General features: G+C 62.3%; 21 protein-coding genes. 14 read left to right on the top strand and 7 right to left on the bottom strand.

From position 1 onward, the window contains the following. Positions 1–128: 128 nt before the first annotated feature. Positions 129–1,808 (bottom strand): tetratricopeptide repeat-containing sulfotransferase family protein, encoded by a 1,680-nt coding sequence (locus BLS48_RS09490; protein ID WP_091577085.1) that lies wholly within the window; start codon positions 1,806–1,808, stop codon positions 129–131. Between the two features lie 228 nt (positions 1,809–2,036). Here BLS48_RS09490 and BLS48_RS09485 point away from each other — a divergent pair, with 228 nt between their 5' ends. Beyond that, on the top strand, positions 2,037–3,149 hold the full coding sequence (locus tag BLS48_RS09485; protein ID WP_091577084.1) for a pyridoxal phosphate-dependent aminotransferase: 1,113 nt from the start codon (positions 2,037–2,039) through the stop codon (positions 3,147–3,149). 35 nt (positions 3,150–3,184) lie between these two features. Here the strand turns inward: BLS48_RS09485 and BLS48_RS09480 are convergent, their stop codons facing one another. Beyond that, positions 3,185–4,174 (bottom strand): bifunctional helix-turn-helix transcriptional regulator/GNAT family N-acetyltransferase, encoded by a 990-nt coding sequence (locus BLS48_RS09480; RefSeq protein WP_091577556.1) that lies wholly within the window; start codon positions 4,172–4,174, stop codon positions 3,185–3,187. 123 nt (positions 4,175–4,297) lie between these two features. On the opposite strand from BLS48_RS09480, the gene BLS48_RS09475 reads away from it, so the two are divergent. From BLS48_RS09475 to BLS48_RS09445, 7 genes are all read left to right on the top strand, one after another. Continuing rightward, entirely contained in the window at positions 4,298–4,600 is a 303-nt protein-coding gene (locus BLS48_RS09475) for an acylphosphatase (RefSeq protein WP_091577082.1), read from the top strand. A gap of 71 nt (positions 4,601–4,671) precedes the next feature. Continuing rightward, on the top strand, positions 4,672–5,310 hold the full coding sequence (locus BLS48_RS09470) for a TetR/AcrR family transcriptional regulator (protein ID WP_091577080.1): 639 nt from the start codon (positions 4,672–4,674) through the stop codon (positions 5,308–5,310). Between the two features lie 75 nt (positions 5,311–5,385). Continuing rightward, positions 5,386–6,549: an isovaleryl-CoA dehydrogenase gene (locus BLS48_RS09465; protein WP_091577078.1), complete on the top strand. Its 1,164-nt coding sequence runs from the start codon at positions 5,386–5,388 to the stop codon at positions 6,547–6,549. A 1-nt stretch (position 6,550) separates the two neighbouring features. Beyond that, positions 6,551–8,158 carry a carboxyl transferase domain-containing protein gene (locus BLS48_RS09460; protein WP_091577077.1) on the top strand — a complete coding sequence of 536 codons (1,608 nt, stop codon included), beginning with the start codon at positions 6,551–6,553 and terminating at the stop codon, positions 8,156–8,158. Between the two features lies 1 nt (position 8,159). Continuing rightward, positions 8,160–8,690 (top strand): O-acetyl-ADP-ribose deacetylase, encoded by a 531-nt coding sequence (locus BLS48_RS09455; RefSeq protein WP_091577075.1) that lies wholly within the window; start codon positions 8,160–8,162, stop codon positions 8,688–8,690. 120 nt (positions 8,691–8,810) lie between these two features. After that, positions 8,811–9,188, top strand: a complete 378-nt coding sequence (locus BLS48_RS09450; RefSeq protein ID WP_091577074.1) for a hypothetical protein — start codon at positions 8,811–8,813, stop codon at positions 9,186–9,188. A 130-nt stretch (positions 9,189–9,318) separates the two neighbouring features. Then, entirely contained in the window at positions 9,319–11,301 is a 1,983-nt protein-coding gene (locus BLS48_RS09445) for an acetyl/propionyl/methylcrotonyl-CoA carboxylase subunit alpha (protein ID WP_091577072.1), read from the top strand. Positions 11,302–11,551: 250 nt separating this feature from the next. On the opposite strand, the gene BLS48_RS09440 is transcribed toward BLS48_RS09445, so the two are convergent. From BLS48_RS09440 to BLS48_RS09425, 3 genes are all read right to left on the bottom strand, one after another. Further along, positions 11,552–11,851 (bottom strand): hypothetical protein, encoded by a 300-nt coding sequence (locus BLS48_RS09440; RefSeq protein ID WP_091577071.1) that lies wholly within the window; start codon positions 11,849–11,851, stop codon positions 11,552–11,554. Between the two features lie 496 nt (positions 11,852–12,347). Next, positions 12,348–13,469: an ABC transporter substrate-binding protein gene (locus BLS48_RS09430; protein WP_091577068.1), complete on the bottom strand. Its 1,122-nt coding sequence runs from the start codon at positions 13,467–13,469 to the stop codon at positions 12,348–12,350. Positions 13,470–13,857: 388 nt separating this feature from the next. Next, the gene (locus tag BLS48_RS09425) at positions 13,858–14,124 is read right to left on the bottom strand and encodes an SEL1-like repeat protein (protein WP_010915070.1); all 267 of its coding nucleotides are present in this window, start codon (positions 14,122–14,124) and stop codon (positions 13,858–13,860) included. Positions 14,125–14,573: 449 nt separating this feature from the next. On the opposite strand from BLS48_RS09425, the gene BLS48_RS09420 reads away from it, so the two are divergent. From BLS48_RS09420 to BLS48_RS09405, 5 genes are all read left to right on the top strand, one after another. Then, a complete protein-coding gene (locus tag BLS48_RS09420) occupies positions 14,574–14,918 on the top strand; it encodes a DUF2147 domain-containing protein (protein WP_091577066.1) in 345 nt (114 codons plus the stop codon). A gap of 226 nt (positions 14,919–15,144) precedes the next feature. After that, positions 15,145–15,303 carry a hypothetical protein gene (locus BLS48_RS35615; protein WP_167365014.1) on the top strand — a complete coding sequence of 53 codons (159 nt, stop codon included), beginning with the start codon at positions 15,145–15,147 and terminating at the stop codon, positions 15,301–15,303. 39 nt (positions 15,304–15,342) lie between these two features. Next, on the top strand, positions 15,343–15,537 hold the full coding sequence (locus BLS48_RS09415; protein ID WP_091577065.1) for a hypothetical protein: 195 nt from the start codon (positions 15,343–15,345) through the stop codon (positions 15,535–15,537). Between the two features lie 116 nt (positions 15,538–15,653). After that, on the top strand, positions 15,654–17,117 hold the full coding sequence (locus BLS48_RS09410) for an AMP nucleosidase (RefSeq protein WP_483127882.1): 1,464 nt from the start codon (positions 15,654–15,656) through the stop codon (positions 17,115–17,117). Positions 17,118–17,223: 106 nt separating this feature from the next. Beyond that, entirely contained in the window at positions 17,224–18,258 is a 1,035-nt protein-coding gene (locus BLS48_RS09405; protein ID WP_091577062.1) for an endonuclease/exonuclease/phosphatase family protein, read from the top strand. A 27-nt stretch (positions 18,259–18,285) separates the two neighbouring features. Here BLS48_RS09405 and BLS48_RS09400 read toward each other — a convergent pair whose 3' ends face one another. Next, positions 18,286–18,882 (bottom strand): DUF922 domain-containing Zn-dependent protease, encoded by a 597-nt coding sequence (locus BLS48_RS09400; RefSeq protein ID WP_091577060.1) that lies wholly within the window; start codon positions 18,880–18,882, stop codon positions 18,286–18,288. On the opposite strand from BLS48_RS09400, the gene BLS48_RS35610 reads away from it, so the two are divergent. Next, entirely contained in the window at positions 18,881–19,042 is a 162-nt protein-coding gene (locus BLS48_RS35610) for a hypothetical protein (RefSeq protein ID WP_167365013.1), read from the top strand. The genes BLS48_RS09400 and BLS48_RS35610 overlap by 2 nt on opposite strands. Here the strand turns inward: BLS48_RS35610 and BLS48_RS09395 are convergent. Further along, positions 19,027–20,706, bottom strand: coding sequence for an electron transfer flavoprotein-ubiquinone oxidoreductase (locus BLS48_RS09395; protein ID WP_091577059.1), 1,680 nt, complete (start codon positions 20,704–20,706; stop codon positions 19,027–19,029). The two genes, BLS48_RS35610 and BLS48_RS09395, sit on opposite strands and share 16 nt — an antisense overlap. Positions 20,707–20,723: the final 17 nt, after the last annotated feature.

The following is a 20,723-nucleotide window of genomic DNA, read 5'->3' as shown; positions in this document are numbered from 1 at the left end:
AGGGCGCCCAGATTAGAACTGCGGCGCCTTTAGGCCAGTCACAGGATTCCGGGACCTGAGCTAGTGCATTGAGTTCACCCCGCCCTTATCGACCAGACTAGTGGCTTTGCTCCAACCACAAATGTTTCCTAAACTTCAGCAAGGTCACCCAATGACTCGATCAGCGATTGGATCTCACTTTCGTAATTCTTCCATCGCTTGACAGACGACTTATAGATCGGTTGGCGAACCTGCCACCTGCTGTAGGTATTTACCGAGCCATCCCTGTCGAAAAAGCGCAAGCAGGCGTCGTCCCAAGGCAGCCCGAGATAGTCTATCAGGCGGCGCGACTGCTCCTCCTGATTCTCAATCAATGTCTCATACCGGTTTTCGAAGATGCGGCCCGGGAAAATGCTGTTCCAATGCCGCATCAAGCGATCATACTCTCGGTAGTAGAGCCCCAGCGTCTGAAGATCAGCGCTGTACGTGTGTGCTCCGGTAAAATTCAGAACGAAGCACGAGACGCAGTTGTCGATAGCATCGCGGCGACAATGAATGATCCGCGCTCTGGGGAAGAGAAGGCAGATGAGGCCGATCAGCTGGAAGTTGTGAGGCATCTTGTCGACGATTCGAAGCGCATCAGGAGCCCGCTCGCGGAGATAAGCAAGGTGCTCCTCCGCCAAAGTCCTGGCCAGATCGGGAGTGATCGTCGCGATCGATTCGCCGAAGTTCGCGTTGGAGCGGTCTACGAGGCCGATCCCATTGGCTATTCGTCTAAGCTTGCTGAGTTCGCCGGCGCCATGAACATCGGGATGGCTGGCACAGATCTGCTCAGTCAGCGTCGTGCCCGAGCGAGGCATGCCGACAACGAATACAGGCAGCTCCGAGGGGTTGCCATAGGAGGCCATTGAAGCCACCAGTTCCGGTGTGAAGATTTCGATCATGGCATCGACCCAGCGACGGTAGGTTTCCAGATCGAATTTATCGCCCCCGGCTGCATTTCCTTTTTTGAAATGATCCATCGCCTCCTTGTAGCGACGGAGGTCGTTGAGCACCTTTCCGGCGGCGTGATGGAGCGCTGGCGCTCCCTTCGACCCATCGCGGCCCAGGTCTCGAAGCTCTGCCAGGATTGCCGCAAGCTCCGGCGGCTCTTCCGTGAATTTCCGAGTCTGTACAAGTGCATTGTAGGCAGCCGGCACCTCGATGCGCCGTTCTATTGCCTCCCTCAGATAGACTGCGGCTTCGTCCATACGACCGAGGCTTGCGAGTGCCCGGGGCAGCCCCAACCGGGCCAAAGGATGATCTCGATTGATCTTGAGCGCCTTCTCAAAGAGCGGCAGCGCCAGTTCTCCCTTGTCAAACGCATTGTAGGCGTTGCCGAGGGCGCAAAGCGCCTCCACCAGATCCGGCTTGATGTCCAAGGCATACTGAATGTGCCGTATCGCTGGCGAAAACTCGCTGACCTTGAGATAGGCTTCCCCCAAGCCGACGTGGTAATAGGGGTTGCGAGGCTCCGCTCCCACCGCGCGAGCGAAATACCGCAAGGCCTTTTCTTCATCGAACCCGAGCCCCAGCGTCCCCAGTATGTACAGCGCCAGCGGATGTTCGGGCGTTCGCGCCAGAACCCGGAGGCAGAGTTCCTCGGCCTCAGGCAGCCGTTCGGCCTGCTGAAGTTCGAGCGCCTGCCTCAACAGCATGTCGTCAGCCTGACTGCGGGGCGGGCCGGCCTTCGGCTGGGCTTTCGGAGGGGCGGTCTTCAGCGATACCGCCTTCGTCGAGGGTTGGGTCTTGAGGTGCTTTGCCCAGGCGGGCGGCAATCGGTTGCTCATCCTATCTCGCTAGCAAAAGCGGCAAGGAGAATCCAGTCTTGGGGCCGCAACAGGATGCTAAACCCGAGCTGATCTCAACCGACCGGCCATCGGCCGATCTCGCCAAACGCGCGAACGGCCGCCCCGTTTCTGTTCTGGCCGAACAGCGTCACGGATCTACCTCGCCGCAACTTGCGCCCGCCATCCGGTCACGCTAGCAAGAAGGCCCTTTGCAAGCGAGCTTCCGCCATGCGCCAACGCCCTCCCCTGACGCCGCTCATCGCGGCACTTCCCTCGACGGTGCCCTTTGTCGGCCCCGAAGCGCAGGAGCGCGAGCGCGGCCGCGCCTTCCGCGCCCGCATCGGTGCCAATGAGAGCAGTTTTGGGCCTTCGCCCCGCGTCATCGCCCGCATGGCCGAGATCGCCCGCGACATGTGGATGTATTGCGATCCCGACAATCATGATCTGAAGGTTGCCGTCGCCGGGCATCTGGGCGTGGGCGCCGAAAACGTGGTTGTCGGCGAAGGCATAGATGGCCTGCTCAGCCTCGTCGCACGCATGTATGTGGCATCAGGCGATGCGGTGGTGACCTCGCTCGGCGCCTATCCGACCTTCAACTTCCATATTGCCGGTGTCGGCGGGCGGCTGGTCACGGTCCCTTACGAGAATGATCGGGAAAGCCTGGACGGCTTGCTCGCGGCGGCGCGCAAGGACAAGGCGCCACTGGTCTACCTGTCCAATCCGGACAATCCGATGGGGAGTTGGTGGGAGGCGAATGAAATCATCCGCTTCATCGAAGCACTGCCGGAAACCACGATGCTGGTGCTCGACGAGGCCTATGGCGAACTCGGACCGGCCTCGGCGCTGCCGCCGATCGATATCTCACGGCCGAACGTCATCCGGATGCGCACCTTTTCGAAGGCCTACGGGCTGGCCGGCATACGCTGCGGTTATGCGATTGCGGAGGCCGAAGTCATCCGCGACTTCGAGAAGATCCGCAACCATTACGGCGTCAGCCGCATGGCGCAGATCGCCGGCGTCGAGGCGCTTGCCGACCAGGACTATCTCGAAACCGTGGTAACGCGGGTCGCGGCCGGCCGCCGACGCATCGCGGCAACCGCCGAGCAGAACGGGCTGAAGCCGCTGGCTTCGGCGACCAACTTCGTCACCATCGACTGCGGCCGCGATGGCGCTTTCGCGCTGAAAGTGCTGCAGGGCCTGCTGTCGCGCGACGTGTTCATCCGCAAGCCGATGGTGCCGGTGCTCGACCGCTGCATCCGTGTCAGTGTCGGTCTCGACCATGAGCTCGACATCTTTGCCGAGGAACTGCCTGGCGCGCTGGCGGCGGCGCGGGGCAATTAGGATCCGTTTGTAAGCAAACCGGGAGCGTACGAAGCTCACAAATCCAGTTCCCAGGTCTGACCGATCAACTCCTTGCCGAAACTGTGATGGCGCTCCTGCGAGACCAGCTTGAAGCCGGCGCGCTCGTAGATCGCGCGCGCCGCGACGAGGATGTCGTTGGTCCATAACATAAGCCTGATGTAGCCACAGGCGCGGGCCTGACTCACGCACTCCGCGACCAGGCGCTTGCCGATGCCCAGGCCGCGAGCCGCCGCCTCGACATGCAGCATCCTCAGCTTCGCAACCTCGTCGTCCAGATGGACCAGGAACACCGCGCCGACTGGCTCGCCGCCGCGTTCGGCGATCCAGCAGAAATCGCGGCCAGGCACGAAATTGCGGATGAAATCGACGCCAATCTCGGCGAGCATGGCTTCGAACTCGATGTTCCAGCCATATTCCTCGGCATAGAGCTGGGCCTGCCGCTGCACGACCCAGCCGATGTCGCCGACACGGTGCGGCCGCAGCGCCACCGCGTCATTCCCACAGGCAGGATCACCCAGCAATTTCCCAACCTTGCGCAACGCGTCGCCCAGCTCATGCAGCCTGTCGTCGGGCACACTTTCGATCAGCCGCGCCGTGTCCCGGTCGGCGGCCGCCTGAAGCCTCGCAAGTGCTGCCTCGCCCCTGGGCGTCAGCGAGAGAACCCTTCGGCGCCGATCGGTCGGATCCGTTCGGGCCTCGGTCAGCCCCTCGCCCGCAAACTTCCGCAGAATGCGCGTGAGGTAAGCGGGATCGACACGCAATTGCCTGGCGATTTCGGACGCCGCCGGGCCGTTCTCCAACCGAAAAGCCCCGGCCAGGAACCCTCGCTCGCCGGCGATTTCGGGAGCAGCGGGGCTGCTGTGGCCCAACTCGAACAGGACGCGCGCCTCGGTCAGGGTAAACGCGCTCTGTGTCAGGGTCTCGCCAAGAAGGCCGACAGTCCGGGTGTAGAACCGGTTGAAGTGGCGTATCTGCGCCACCAATGCGTTGCGTTCGTCCAACATCTGCATCCAACTCCCGACCAAGGCAGTTGCATTTTCCAAAATTGATGGACTGAGTCAATTAAATTTCAAACCCGGAGAACCCAGCTATTGCGTCATGCGCGCAATTCTCAGGTTGCATTCCCTGTGCCGCGCACCAGATTCCAAGCTGGTCATCGCAGGCAAGTGCGGGCGCGCGTCTACGGCAATGTGCAAGGCATCGGCTTCAGACTCTGGGCTCGAGGCGAAGCGAGAAGCCTTGGTCTTGCGGGCTGGGTTTGCAATGAAGCGGACGGATCTGTAACGGCCCAGATTGCAGGCCGCGATGAAGCGGTCTCGACAATGATCGAGCGACTCTGGAAAGGGCCGACCGGGGCTTCGGTTTCCAGGGTCGATGTGGAGGAACTGGCAGCCGGAAACGCCCTTGTTGGGTTCAGGATCATTGCATGACGGCGGGGTGGCTTCGGTACCCTTGAATTAATTGAACGTTCGTTTTAATATCGTTCCGCGAAGGGACGACAATGGCGCGCACCACCGGATCCGATGGCGAAAAGACCGAAGCGGCGATCCGCGAGGCGGCGGTCAACCTGATCGCGCGTCTTGGCTACGAGGCGATGTCGATGCGCCAGCTTGCCGCCGAGGTCGGTGTGCAGGCAGCCGCGCTCTACCGCTATTTCCCGACCAAGGAAGACCTTCTGTTCACGCTGATGCGCGAACACATGGAAGGCTTGAGCAAAGCGTGGGAAGCAGCCAAGCCAGTCAATGCGGGCCCGGCACAACGGCTTTCGGCCTATGTCGAAAACCATATCGCTTTCCATATCGAGCGTCGGCACGCCACGCATGTGTCGAACATGGAATTGCGCAGCCTGTCGCCCGAAAGGCTGACACAGATCCTGCGCATGCGCACTGCCTACGAAAAGGAACTGCGCGCCATCCTGCGCGATGGCGCCGAGGCTGATGTCTTCAGCATCGACGACACCGGGCTGACAGCCATGGCGCTGATCCAGATGATGACCGGCGTCATCGTCTGGTTTCGGCCGGGCGAGCGGCTGTCGATCGCTGAAGTGACGGCGACATATCTTTCAATGACAATGCGCCTGGTCGGCGCGGCATCCGCTACAGCACCGCGCGTCTTTTTAGACGCGCAAAGGACGCTGTAGAATTTTTTGTTTCGCGCATGATCCCTTTCCGAAAATCAAAGTCGATTTTCGGGGTCATGCGGCAGGAGGAACGACATGTACACGAACACGCTCAGCTTCGGGCATGACGAGGATATCGAGGCATTGCGCGACATGGTGCGGCGCTTCGCCCAGGACAGGATCGCGCCGATCGCCGCCGACATCGATCGCTCGAACGAATTCCCGGCGCATCTGTGGCGCGAACTCGGCGCGCTCGGGCTGCTCGGCATCACGGCCGATCCCGATTTCGGCGGCAGCGGCATGGGCTACCTCGCCCATGTGATCGCGGTGGAAGAGATTTCCCGCGCTTCGGCTTCGGTCGGCCTCTCCTACGGCGCCCACTCCAACCTGTGCGTCAACCAGATCAACCGCTGGGCGACGCCAGCGCAGAAGGAGAAATTCCTGCCGCCGCTGTGCTCGGGCGAACGCGTCGGCGCACTGGCCATGTCGGAATCCGGCGCTGGCTCCGACGTTGTCTCGCTCAAGCTGCGCGCCGAAAAGCGCAATGACCGCTATGTGCTCAACGGCACCAAGATGTGGATCACCAACGGGCCGGACGCCGAAACGCTGGTCGTCTATGCCAAGACCGATCCGGAGCGGGAATCGCGCGGCATCACCGCCTTCATCATCGAAAAGGCTTTTGCCGGTTTCTCCGTGGCGCAAAAACTCGACAAGCTCGGCATGCGCGGCTCCAACACCGGCGAGCTGGTGTTCGAGAATGTCGAGGTGCCTTTCGATAATGTGCTGCATGAGGAAGGGCGAGGCGTCGAGGTGCTGATGTCGGGCCTCGACTACGAGCGCACCGTGCTCGCCGGCGGCCCGATCGGCCTGATGGCGGCGTGCCTCGACGTGGCTATACCTTACGTTCACGAGCGCAAGCAATTCGGCCAGCCGATCGGCGAATTCCAGCTGGTGCAAGGCAAGCTGGCCGACATGTACACGACCATGAACGCCGCGCGCGCCTACGTCTATGCCGTGGCCGCCGCCTGCGATCGTGGCCAGACGACGCGCAAGGATGCCGCCGGCTGCGTGCTGTTTGCCGCGGAGAAGGCGACGCAGATGGCACTCGACGCGCTGCAGCTGCTCGGCGGCAATGGCTATATCAACGACTATCCTACCGGCCGTTTGCTGCGCGACGCCAAGCTCTATGAGATCGGTGCCGGCACCAGCGAAATCCGCCGCTGGCTGATCGGCCGCGAGATCATGGCGGAGGGGGTGTAGAATGGCCGTTCTCCAGACCCAGATATCCCCCTCCTCCGACACCTTCCGCGCCAATGCCGAACGCATGCGGGCACTGGTCGCCGACATCGCCGAGAAGGCCACGGCCGTCGAGCGCGGTGGCTCCGAGGAGGCGCGTGAACGCCACGTTTCGCGTGGCAAGCTGTTGCCGCGCGAGCGCCTTGCCCTGTTGCTCGACACCGGCTCGCCTTTCCTCGAGATCGGCCAGTTCGCCGCATGGTCGATGTATGGCGAGGAGATTTCCGCGGCCGGCATGATCGCCGGTATCGGCCGCGTCGAAGGCACCGAGGTGATGGTCGTCGTCAACGACGCCACGGTGAAGGGCGGCACCTACTATCCGCTGACCGTGAAGAAGCACCTGCGGGCGCAGGAGATCGCGCTGCAAAACAATCTGCCTTGCATCTACCTCGTCGACAGCGGCGGCGCCAATCTGCCCAACCAGGACGAGGTGTTTCCCGACCGCGAGCATTTCGGCCGCATCTTCTACAACCAGGCCAACATGTCTGCCGCCGGCATCCCGCAGATCGCCTGCGTCATGGGTTCCTGCACGGCGGGCGGCGCCTATGTGCCGGCGATGTCGGACGAGACGATCATGGTGCGCAACCAGGCGACCATCTTCCTCGGCGGGCCGCCGCTAGTGAAAGCGGCCACCGGCGAGGACGTCAGCGCCGAGGATCTCGGTGGTGCCGACGTGCATACGCGGCTTTCCGGTGTCGCCGACCACTATGCGCTGGACGACGAACATGCACTCGCCATCTGCCGGCGCATCGTCAGGAACCTGAATCGGAACAAGACGGTAAGCCTGAACTTGAGGAAAGCGATTCCACCGCTTCATCCGGCGGATGAGCTCTATGGCATCGTACCGACGGATCTGCGCCAGCCCTATGACGTGCGGGAGGTGATCGCGCGCATCGCCGACGGCTCCGAATTCGACGAGTTCAAGCAGAACTATGGCACGACGCTGATCACCGGTTTCGCCCACCTGCATGGGATGCCGGTCGGCATCATCGCCAACAATGGCGTGCTGTTTTCCGAAAGCGCGCTGAAGGGCGCGCACTTCATCGAATTGTGCTGCCAGCGCAAGATCCCGCTGGTCTTCCTGCAGAACATCACCGGCTTCATGGTCGGCAGGAAATACGAAGCCGGCGGCATCGCCAAGGACGGCGCCAAGCTGGTGATGGCGGTGGCCACCGCCAGGGTGCCGAAGGTGACCATCATTATCGGGGGCTCGTTCGGCGCCGGCAATTACGGCATGTGCGGCCGGGCCTACTCGCCGCGCTTCCTGTGGATGTGGCCGAACGCCCGCATCTCGGTGATGGGCGGCGAGCAGGCGGCGACGGTACTTGCCATGGTCAAGCGCGAAGGCATCGAGCGCAAGGGTGGCACATGGAGCGCCGAGGAGGAGGCAAAATTCAAGAAGCCGATCCTGATGAAATACGAGCATGAAGGCCATCCGCTCTATTCCTCGGCAAGGCTTTGGGATGACGGCATCATCGACCCGGCCAAGACGCGCGAGGTGCTGGCACTCAGCCTTTCCGCCGCGCTCAACGCCGAGATCGAGGACACGCGCTTCGGCGTGTTCAGGATGTGACATGGACGGCATCGGCGACAGGGTCCGCATCCACACCGGCGACATCACCAGGCTGGCCATCGACGCCATCGTCAATGCCGCCAATTCCTCACTGCTGGGCGGTGGCGGGGTAGACGGCGCCATCCACCGGGCGGCCGGGCCGGAACTGGAGTTCGAATGCCGCATGCTCAATGGCTGCAGGACCGGCGATGCGAAGCTGACGAAGGGCTATCGGCTGCCGGCGCGCTACATCATCCACACGGTCGGGCCGGTCTGGCAAGGCGGTCGCAAAGGCGAGGCCGAACTGCTCGCGTCCTGCTATCGCCGTTCGCTCGAACTCGCTGCCGCCAATGACTGCCGCACGGTAGCGTTTCCGGCGATCTCGACCGGCATCTATCACTATCCGAAAGATGAGGCGGCAGGGATCGCCGCCAGGACGGTCAGTACATTCATCGAACAGAAGACAATGCCGGAGACCGTCATTTTCTGCTGCTTCGACGATCAAATGGCGGAACTATACCGGCAGGCCGTTGCTGCCCTGCGAAAAGGCTGAACTTTATGAACCAACCGATTCACCAGCATAGGCCGTCAAAAATCTCCGCTGACGAACTGGCGGCGAAGCAAAATATTCGCTACTGCTCGTCGTGCTCAGTGCAATGGGGACAGGGTGGAAATGAAACTGAAATATTGCCGCAAGTCGGCCGTGTCGATACTTGCAGGATTTCTAATATTAACGATAACCGGCATCAGTTCGGCGGAATCACTCGCGGGCAGCAAGGGAGACGTGCGTTTTCCGGCAACTCGAGGCTCGGATCCGAAGAGCGAATGCAACGTTGCTTACAAGGCCTATGTGGCGGCGAGCGGTCATTCGGCCTACGCCACGACCTTTTATTCGCGCGTTGTCGACCTCTACATTGTCTGCGGCTCGAAGCTCAACGCGCCCTCCCAGAAGGCAGCGGAAGAGATGGCGCTGCGCAACTGCCAGGCCGGCTTGACGAGGTGGAAGCTCAAGACCGCAAGCGGCGGCTGCGCAATCTCGGCGTCGAAGTAGGCAGGCGTGCCTCTTCCGTAGAGCACTCCCTTGGCAAGGGAGTGCTCTACGCCAAGTGCGGAACTGCAAAGCAGCCCCTGTCAAAGGAACGCCGGCGTTGCTTTATGCAAACCCAGGCTGCGGAGGCTCCATGTTCGACAAGATCCTGATCGCCAATCGCGGCGAGATCGCATGTCGCGTCATCCGCACGGCACGCAAGCTTGGCGTGCGCACCGTCGCCGTCTATTCGGATGCCGACGCGAAATCCCTGCATGTCGAAATGGCCAACGAGGCGGTGCATGTCGGCGCCTCGCCCGTCGGCGAAAGCTATCTGCGCGGCGACAGAATTATCGCGGCGGCGCTGGCGACAGGCGCACAAGCCATTCATCCGGGTTACGGCTTCCTGTCGGAAAACCCTGATTTCGTCGACCAGGTGGTGGCGGCGGGGCTCACCTTCATCGGCCCGTCGGCGGCCGCGATCCGTGCCATGGGGCTGAAGGATGCGGCCAAGCGGCTGATGGAAAAGGCCGGTGTGCCGGTGGTGCCGGGCTATCATGGCGAGGCGCAGGAGATCGTGCTGCTCGCCTCCAAGGCACGCGAGATCGGTTATCCCGTGCTGATCAAGGCGCGCGCCGGCGGCGGCGGCAAGGGCATGCGGCGGGTGGAGCATCCCGATGACTTTTCCGAGGCGCTGTCCGGCGCACGACGCGAGGCAAAGGCCGCCTTCGGCGACGACCACGTGCTGGTCGAAAAATATGTCGACAAGCCGCGGCACATCGAAGTGCAGGTGTTCGGCGATAATTTCGGCAATGCGGTTCACCTCTATGAGCGCGACTGCTCGGCGCAGCGCCGCCACCAGAAGGTGATCGAGGAGGCTCCTGCCCCCGGCATGACGGAGGCGCTGCGCAAGGCGATGACGGAGGCGGCGGTAAAGGCCGCCAAGGCGATCGGCTATTCCGGCGCCGGCACCGTCGAGTTCATCGTCGATGCCTCGCAAGGCCTGAAAGCCGACCGCTTCTGGTTCATGGAAATGAACACCCGCCTGCAGGTCGAGCACCCCGTTACCGAAATGGTCACAGGCACCGATCTGGTGGAGTGGCAGCTCAAGGTCGCGTCAGGCGAGAAACTACCGAAGACGCAAGGCGAGATCGTGCTCGCCGGTCATGCCTTCGAGGCGCGCATCTATGCCGAGGATGCGGCAAAGGGCTTCCTGCCCGCGACTGGCACGCTGCACCATCTGAAATTTCCTGACACAGCACTTGAAGGTGCTCGCATGCGCATCGAGACCGGCGTGCGGGCCGGCGATGCCATTTCGCCCTATTATGACCCGATGATCGCCAAGCTGGTCGTCCACGCAAAAGACAGGCAGGCGGCACTGAAAGCGCTCGGCGCGGCGCTGTCACAAACCGAGATCGCCGGCTCGACCGTCAATACCGCCTTTCTCGCCACTCTTGCCGCGGATCCAGACTTTGCGGCGGGCGATGTCGACACTGGCCTGATCGCCAGGCACCAGCCGGCACTGACCGAGGTCGCGCCGCCGAGCAGCGAAACCATCGCGGCGGCCGCCCTTGCGGCCTCTGGCGCGGGGGCACTGCCGCTGTCCAGCGAGCCATGGTCTTCGCTTGCCGGCTATGCGCATTTCCACGGCGTGGCGCGGCGCACACGGCTGAAGTTCGGCGAAGAGGATATCGTGGCGCGGGTTTCGGTGCGGCCGGATGGGCGGTTCCAGGTGGCGCTCGATGCACCCTATGACAGCACCAATTCGCATGACCTTCGCGCCGTCCCTCGCCACGCCCTCTGGCCAGGCCACGTCACCGTATTCGACGGCGCCGTCGGCTATACTTTCACAGTCGCGGACCCGTTGGAGAGAACCGATGAGGCGGCTGGCGCCATCGGCAGCCTGCGTGCGCCGATGCCCGGGCTGGTCAAGCTGGTGCGTGCGGCACGAGGCGATGCCGTGACCAAGGGCCAGCCGCTGCTGATCCTCGAGGCGATGAAGATGGAGCACACCATCGCCGCGCCGCATGACGGAGTGATCGCCGAGATCGCGGCCGAGGGTGCACAGGTTACCGACGGGACAGTGCTGGTGCGATTCGTCGAGGAACAGAGCGCTTCGATCGCTGCTATGAACTGACAGTTCGGAAACGGATCGCAAGCAAAAATGGCCGGGGCAAACCCGGCCAGACGGACGTTCAGGCGCAGTTCCCGAACCGATGCGTCATAGGCGTCAACACGGGCAATAATCCCGAATACGAAACCCACTTGCCGATGTTCCTGGCGAGGCGTTGGCGACAGCACTCAATCACAATGCCGCATGAGCGGAGGAGGTCGCCAGCCAACAAAGTTCGTCGGGTTGCCTTAAACTATCGCAAGTTCCCGACCTGTCATTGCTGGACAAATTTGGCCGGCATTCGAATGTCGGTCTGTATTCCCAGAGCCTCCGCCGCCCAATCTCTCATTTCGGGGGAGGCATCACCTGATCTTAGTATCGACACGGCCAGCGCCGCGACGTCCGCAGGGGGTTTTTGGTTGGCGCCTCTATACGTGAAATAGCCAGCCAGGATGGCACATCCTATCGAGATGGCCGGTGGTGCAAACTGTATTGCCGTCAGAGCCATTGCGCGCCAGCGGGCGCTTGGGCGGATTTTGGGAAGCACATCCTCGTCGTCAATAAGCTCAGTCATTCCAATCCTCCCGCAGTCGGTAGAATGCCTTCCAGTAGAATGGTCTACATTAGTTAAATTGCGATAGAGCTTGTCGGGAATGGCGGGAGGGGCAGTTTATCCTAAGCGTGTTCGCGGCGCCGCATTGGCAAACTGCGCTGACTACGAAGGACAAGGCCACAGCATTCGCCATGACCAAGGAGATTGGCGACAAGGTCCGGGTCGAGAAAATCAGGCCGAAAGTGAAACGCCGATGGCTATCCCTGATATGCGAACGGCAAGCGCATGCAATCCGCTGTCATAGATTCGCGTCGGCATGCTTTCCGCAACGTTAGCTCGCTGGAATGTGCGATCAAGTCGATCACCCAAGCTTGCCGGAGCATCGGCTCCGCATTGTCAGACAAGCGGTTAACGCCCCCGACCGCGTTTGCGTCAGCCACAATCTCGTCAATGAGAAATGGCCGGGAGGAGCCCGGCCATTTCCTTGGTTATCTGGTCGCCAGAGCGACGTCAGCGATTACTGCGCGATCGGCGCGTATTTGCCGTCGTGCCACTGGTTGATGTCGTAGCTGGCATTCTTGAGATCGCCTTTCTCGTCGAATGTGACATCACCGACAACCGTGCTGATCGGCTTGCCGTTCTTCAACGCTTCGGCAACCTTGGCCGGGTCGTCGCTGCCGGCGCGCTTGATGCCCTCGGCGAAAGCCTGGACCACGGCGTAGGAGAACAGCGTGAAGCCTTCCGGCACGAAGCCGCCCGCCTTGATCTTCTCGACCGCCGCCTTGGCTTCTGGCTTTGCCTGCGGGTCCGACGGGAACACGAACAGAGTGCCCTCGCCGGCCGGACCGGCAACCTGCCAGAATTCCGGCGAGGCGATCGAGTCGGGCATGATCAGCTGGAACTTGACGTTCTGTTCCGCCGACTGGCGCAGGATCAGACCGGCTTCAGGATGGTAGCCGCCGAAATAGACGACGTCGGCCTTCAGTTCCTTCAGCTTGGTGACGAGTGCCGAGTAGTCCTTCTCGCCAGCATTGATGCCTTCGTAGTCCACCTCCTTGAGGCCGCCGGCATTCATGGTTGCCTTGACGGCGTCAGCCACGCCCTGTCCGTAGGCGCTCTTGTCGTGCAGGACGACGACGTTCTTGCCGGCATACTTCTTGGCGATCCACGGGCCGATGAAGGCGCCCTGCGCATCGTCACGCGTATAGAGGCGCATGATGGTCGGCCAGCCGGCCTTGGCCGCCGCGTCGGTCAGCACCGGGTTCGAAGAGGCCGGGCTCATCATCAGGGCGCCGGCTTCGGCATAGACAGCGGAGGCCGGGATGCTCGAACCCGAGCAGGCATGACCGTCGACGAATTTGGTGCCGTCGGCGACGATGCGATTGGCGACCGAGACCGCCTGCTTCGGGTCGCACTGGTCATCCTGGATGTCGAGCTTGATCTTGCTGCCATTGACACCGCCGGCGGCGTTGATGGCGTCGGCGGCGGCTTGCGCTCCCTGCTTGAACTGATCGCCGATGGTGGCGAGCTGCCCGGTCATCGGGCCGACCACCGAAACGGTGATGTCGTCGGCGAATGCGACCGGCGCACTCATCATCAGGCCAAAAACGGCCGCGCTCAAAAAACTCATTTTTTTCATGATAATAGAACTCCTCCACTCACGCGCGGCCGTCCCGGCCGCGCTTCTTCCAGGGAGGCGGGACAATTTCATCCTTCGCTGGGCCTGTCTAGGCGCATCGGCGGCACTCGATTGGGCCTGCATGACCTCATCCACGCCAAAAAAGCCATGCCAGCCTTGTTCCGGCTGGTCATGGCTCTTTTGCCCGTCGAGCAATTTCCAGGCGCCCCCGCGCCAAAAAATCCCGCTCGCCTTCCCCGTGTCGCACGGCTCGGCCTGGCAGGCCTGCCGCGTTCTTTTTCTTTACGTCGCTGACCGTCTTGCGCGGCCTTCTATTGCGCCGGGTCTGGCCGTCTTTGCGGTCTTGATCCCGGAGCTTCCCTGTCTTCGATAGGTCTATGGGCGGATCTCAGTGCATGGTCATCCATTCGCGGGCTTCGCGCAGCGCCTTAGCGATCTCCACCTTCGACATGGCGGCCGACAGTTCCGAGCGCAATTCCGCGGCGCGGGCCGAACCCTTGATGGCGGCAATGTTGAACCATTTGTGGGCGGCAACGACATCGGTCTCGCAATCGCGGCCAGTCGCATACATCATTCCCAACTCAAAAAGAATGTCGGCCTGGGCAGTTGCCCCCATGGCGCCGAAGCCGGCTTCAAGCATTTCAAAACGTGCCATTTTCAATCCCCTGTTCTGGCCCTGTCTGGCTCCCGAGAGCTGCCTCCGTTTGTCTTGCCGGGCCGCTCTTTCGATGGTTTCGAGAATGCCGTGCAGGCTTGAATCCGTCGTTAAATGGCGTGCTTAATTTGAGGAAAACAAAGCTAAAACAAGAGGTAAACGCGGAAATTCGTTAAGGATACGAAGCCAGCAACTCAGCCCGTTTGCGCCAAATTTGACGAAAATTTTAGCGGTGGACATCAACACTCCGCTAACCACGAGAGACAAAGGCAATGCGCCGATCGTTTCAGTCTCTCACCGAAGGGGCGCATTCAGACGTCTCTAAAATCCCGAAGTCTTCCGCAGCGGCACCGCTTTTGTTTTGCCGGGAGCTGGATTAACTTACGTTTGCGTAAACGGCAGACCGGCGAGGCGGAGCATCCGGCCGGATATCCAAAGGGAGGAAGCGCATGTTTCGAAAAGTGAGCATGGCCCTTGCGGCCACGTTGATCATGGCGGGTGCGGCGTGGGCCGATCCGATCGAAGGCAACTGGAAGACCCAGGCCGGCTCAACGGCCGCCATCACGGGCGGCGGCAGTACGTTTTCCATCACGCTGAAATCGGGCAAATATGCCGGCAAGAACATCGGCTCGTTCAAAGTGGCCGGTGACAACAAGTATACCGGCACCATAACCGACCCGGAAAACGACAAGACCTATTCGGGCAAAGCGTCGGTCTCCGGCACCTCGCTCAAGATGAGCGGCTGCGTGCTCGGCGGGCTGATCTGCAAGAGCCAGACCTGGCACAAGCTCTGATCTACCGCATGCTTGCGTGATGACGACGGGGCCCCGACGGGCCCCGTTTTTGTTTGTCGAGGCGCGGCACGCCCGCTTCGGCCACTCTCGTACCGGGGCCCGTCGGGGCCGACGCCGGCGCCTTCAAAACACCGTCAACCAATTTGAACCGCAGATGAACGCCGGCATCAGAGCCGGTTCAGTCGCGCTCGGGCATTCTCCTGCGTGTTGAAGGAGACACGACCCAATGCTCGCCCGCCGCTTCACCATCGTCTGCCTGCTGATGAGCCTGTTTGGAATGTTTTTCGCCATCCTCGTCGCCGAAGCCGGTCGTCCGACCCGCGCGTGGGACGAAGCCAGCTTCAGAAGCTGCCGCCTCGCCTGCCCTAGGCACCTTCGCAACTGAACCAAAGAACCAAGATCTCGAAAAGAAAAGCAGAACACCATGAACCGCATCGCCGCCAACGCTCTCAAGACCCTTCGGCTTCTGCCGCGGGCGGCGCTCATCCTGATGGTTCTGGCCGCTCCGGTCCTGGCCGTGCCGATGATGCGTGCCGATGCCGGCTCGACGATCGACGCACCGGCCCTGAAGAAGACCGGCGTCGGTTTCGTGCTCCTGGTCAGCCTGCAGCGCGGTTGAAGAAAAACGACGCTTTGGCCGCCTTCGGTCGCGACACCCCTCCCAACATGTCGTCCGAGTCTCTATATTGAGACATGGAAAAGCGAATCTACCCTCAAGCCATCGAATCTGTCGTCATGCCGGAGCCTTTTGGCCGGCAAAGCTTTAACAGCGCCGAAAAAGCCGTCGCGGCGCTGCAAGCGCTTTACGACCGCAACACCAGGTTCCTGCGCGACTCCTTTGCAGCGCTTGCCGCAGCGGGCGGCGACAACGGCAAACGCTACCGCGCCTTCTATCCGGAGATCGGCGTCACCACCAACTCGTTCACCCAGATCGACTCACGGCAGGCCTACGGGCATATGCCGACGCCGGGGCATTTTTCGACCACCATCACCCAGCCTGGCCTGTTCGAAAGCTACCTCGTCGAGCAGTTGCGACTGATCATGCGCAATCATGGTGTCGCGGTCACCGTGTCGGAATCGACCACCCCCATCCCGTTGCATTTTGCCTTTCTCGAAGGCACTCATGTCGACGGCGCGGCGGCCGAACGCATCAAGCGGCCGATCCGCGACCTGTTCGATGTACCGGACCTCGACGGCACCGACGACCAGATCGCCAACGGCACATTCGAAGTGCCATTCGGCGAGCCGAGGCCGTTGGCGCCCTTCACGGCGCAGCGCATCGACTATTCCCTGCACCGCCTGTCGCACTACACGGCGACAACGCCGCAGCATTTCCAGAACTTCGTGCTGTTCACCAACTACCAGTTCTACATCGACGAGTTCGTCGCCCGCGCCCGGGTACAGATGGCGGAAGGCGGCCACGGCTATGCCGAATTTGTCGAACCGGGCAATGTCGTCACCAAGGCCGGACAGAGCGCGCCCAGCGAAGGCGTCGCGCCACCGCGCCTGCCGCAGATGCCGGCCTATCATCTGAAGAAGCCGAACCATGGCGGCATCACCATGGTCAATATCGGCGTCGGGCCTTCCAACGCCAAGACGATCACCGACCACATCGCCGTGCTGAGACCGCATGCCTGGGTGATGCTCGGCCACTGCGCCGGGCTGCGCAACACCCAGGCGCTGGGCGACTACGTGCTCGCGCATGCCTATGTGCGCGAGGATCATGTTCTCGACGACGATCTTCCGGTCTGGGTGCCAATCCCGCCGCTGGCCGAGATCCAGGTGGCATTGCAGGAAGCCGTCGCCGAAGTCACCGGCCTGTCCGGCTATGACCTCAAGCGCATCATGCGCACCGGCACCGTCGCCACCATCGACAACCGCAACTGGGAACTGCGCGACCAGCGCGGACCCGTGCAGCGCCTGTCGCAGTCACGCGCGATCGCGCTCGACATGGAATCGGCGACGATCGCCGCCAATGGCTTCCGCTTCCGCGTCCCTTACGGCACGCTGCTGTGCGTCTCGGACAAACCACTGCATGGCGAACTGAAGCTGCCGGGCATGGCGACCGAATTCTACAAGCGGCAGGTGGCGCAGCATCTGACCATCGGCATCAGGGCGATGGAGAAGCTGTCCGAAATGCCGATGGAGCGGCTGCATTCGCGCAAGCTCAGGAGCTTTTCGGAGACGGCGTTCCAGTAAGTCGATTGGCGCGCGGCCATGGGGCATTGCGTCATCTTGATTGGGCCGCATTCTTGCCGATAACCGAGCCAGTATCATATCTGGCAACCCATGCAGACTTGACCCAATGAGACGCAGTCGAGACATCGCGGCTTCACTGGCGTTCATCGCGATGATGATGTTCTCGGTTGCCCTGGTGGCCGGGTTCTTCGGTGCCCTGCATCCGGCCTTCGATTCTTTTTCGCATTTCCGCGTCCATCTGGCCGTGTTGATGGCGCTTTGCGCGCTGCCGCTGCTGGCCACGACATTTCGGCTGCAAGCGGCCGCGGCACTGCTTTTCGCCGTGGCGGCCTTTGCCACCACCTTGAATGCGCTGCCCAGCCCGTGGCCGGTTCAGGCGGCCTATGAAGCCAAAAACGAGGGCCTCGCGGTCTACCGACTGCTGCAGATGAACCTGCGCTACGACAATCCGACGCCGAAGAAGGTGCTGTCGCTGATCGGCCGGACCAATCCCGACGTGATCACCCTCGACGAGGTGTCGGCGATGTGGACGACCGAGCTCGGCTATATCGGCAGCGCATATCCCTATCGGATTCTCTGTCCTTACCCGAACGGCATATTCGGCGTCGCGCTGCTCTCGCGGCGGCCCTTTGCCGCTGGCACCGAGCCGCGTTGCGAGCGGCGAGGCGCAATGGCGATGGCGACCGTCGACTTTGGCGGCATCGGCGTCGATGTCGCCGCGATCCATCTGAGCTGGCCATGGCCACGCGAGCAGTCCTGGCAGATCGGTGAGCTCACGGAATCACTCTCGTCGCTCGGCGAGACCGCCATCATGGCGGGCGACTGCAACGCTGTGCCATGGAGCGCGGCCGTGCGTCGTGTGGCCTCGCTCGGCGGGCTGACCGTCATGCCGTCCGCCGGACCGACCTGGACCTACATCAAGTTGCCGGATTTCCTGCGACGCTTTGCCGGTTTGCCCATCGACCAGGTGTTCAGCAAGGGAGCGGTGCTGATCCACGGCGCATCCAGGCTTGAGGAGACAGGCTCGGACCATCTTCCGGTCCAGGTGGAGTTCTCAGTCCGGGCCGACGGCAAGCAGCCTGATGACGAGCACGCGACGGCGCTCGCGGCGAGCGATCTGCCCAGCAAGCCCCACGGCTGACACAGGCTCCCCGTCATCTCAGGGCAATCAAGGCTTTCCCATCAGGGCGGCGATCAGATGTTCGACATGGCCGCCGTCGCTATGCTCGCGTTGATCGAAGGCGTTCTGCCGGGCCTCGTATTCGGCATAGGCGACCTTGATGCGCCGCCGCGCCTCGCCGCGCGTCTTGTAGCAGGATGGGTCGTCGGCGATCCTGAGGCCGGTGATCGACCTTTCCGTGGCGCGCATCATCTCTGTGGCAATGCGGCCATGGGTTTCCTCATGGGCGCGAACGCCGGCAAAGAACCGGTTCCAGCGCTTCTTCAGCGCCGGCGTCGTGGGCGTAGCGACGCGAGGGAAGGTGTAGAAGAGGTTGAGTGTGCCATTGACCCGTCGCAGCCGGCAGAAGCCATCTACGTGGCCGGCGTCGAGATCCCAGTCGACGGTATAGGCGGTTTGGGCGATGGCACGCGTCATGAAGCCGTGCTTGGGGCCCTTGCTGTCCATGGCGTCGACGAGGGTGGCGCCCGAGCCTCCCGTGATGTCGTAGGTCCGCGTCTGGACCACGACCCTGGTGCCGGCCAAGGCTTCCGGCGCACAAAGGGCGCCGATGGCGACGAGGCATGTCAGAACGATCCGGCGCATGGGTCTTTCTCCCTATCCGTGGACAAGGGAACCACAAGCCGGTGGCCGTTTCAACGGTCTGCTGCCCTACACGCGCTGGTCGACCGGCCCTTCGCCGGCTTCCTTGCTGCCGGTGGTCGAGGCGGCCCTGTCGGCGCCGTGGCGTCACATGTTCTGGTAGACGGGGCCCTCGCCGCCTTGCGGCGGCACCCAGTTGATGTTCTGGTTCGGATCCTTGATGTCGCATGTCTTGCAGTGGACGCAGTTCTGCGCGTTGATGACGAAGCGCACGTCCTTCGCCGCGGGGTCGGCTGCGGCATTGCCGTCCTTGTCGACCCATTCGTAGACTCCGGCCGGACAATACCGTGTCGAGGGTCCGGCAAAGACATCGTGTTCGGAACGCTTCTGCAGCTCCATGTCGCCGACCAGCAGGTGGACCGGTTCGTTTTCCTCATGATTGGTGTTGGACAGGAACACCGAGGACAACCGGTCGAATGTCAGCACGCCATCGGGCTTCGGATAGGCGATTTTCTTGTGCTGGGCGGCAGGTTCGAGCGCGGCATAGTCGGCCTTGCCATGCTTCAGCGTGCCGAAGGGCGAGACGCCGAACAGCGTGTTCAGCCACATGTCGAGGCCGCCGAGGCCGACGCCGACGATGGTGCCGAAGCGCGACCATAGCGGCTTGACGTTGCGCACCTTCTTCAGGTCCTTGCCGATGTCGGTCGCCCGCCATGCCGCCTCGTAGGAGGAAAGCTCGTCATTGGCACGGCCGGCGCCGATCGCCTCGGCGACATGCTCGGCCGCCAGCATTCCCGACAGCACCGCATTGTGGGAGCCCTTGATGCGCGGCACATTGACGAAGCCTGCGGCGCAACCCATCAGCGCGCCACCTGGGAAGGCCAGTTTCGGCACCGACTGCCAGCCACCCTCGGTGATGGCGCGCGCGCCATAGCCGAGCCGCTTGGCGCCTTCGAACGTGCCGGATATCGCCGGATGGGTCTTGAAGCGCTGGAATTCCTCGAAGGGCGACAGCCAGGGATTCTTGTAATTGAGGTGGAGGACGAAACCGACGGCCACCTGGTTGTCCTCTAGATGGTAGAGGAAGGAGCCGCCGCCGGTCTTCATGTCGAGCGGCCAGCCGAAGGAATGCTGAACCAGGCCCGGCCGATGGTTCTCCGGCTTGACCTGCCAGAGTTCCTTGAGGCCGATACCGTATTTGCCGGGCTCGCGGCCGTCGGAAAGATTGTATCTGGCGATCAGTTGCTTGGCGAGCGAGCCGCGCGCGCCCTCACCGATCAGCACATACTTGCCCATCAGCGCCATGCCCGGTGCGAAACCCGGTCCGTGCGTGCCGTCCTTCTCGACGCCCATGTCGCCAGTGACGACGCCGGTGACGGCGCCTTCTTCATTGTAGAGCAGGCCGGTCGCGGCAAAGCCGGGATAGATCTCGACGCCAAGCGCCTCGGCCTTGGTCGCCAGCCAGCGGCAAACATTGCCGAGCGAGACGATGTAGTTGCCGTGATTGTTCATCAGCGGCGGCATCAGGATGTTGGGCAGGCGGAACGAGCCGGCAGGGCCGAGGACGAGGAAATGGTCTGCCGTGACGGGCGTCTTGAAGGGATGACCCTCTTCCTCGCGCCAACCGGGCAGCAGCCGGTCGATGCCGATCGGATCGACGACGGCGCCGGAGAGGATGTGGGCGCCAACCTCACCGCCCTTTTCCAGCACGACGACGGAAAGCTCGGGATTGACCTGCTTGAGCCGGATCGCCGCGGCGAGGCCGGCGGGACCGGCGCCGACGATAACCACGTCGAATTCCATGCTTTCGCGTTCGATGTCGCTCATCAACCCCTCCGCACTGG

The organism is Mesorhizobium qingshengii (assembly GCF_900103325.1).
GTDB classification, from domain to species: domain Bacteria; phylum Pseudomonadota; class Alphaproteobacteria; order Rhizobiales; family Rhizobiaceae; genus Mesorhizobium; species Mesorhizobium qingshengii.
This window is presented reverse-complemented; position numbering and strand designations above follow the sequence as displayed.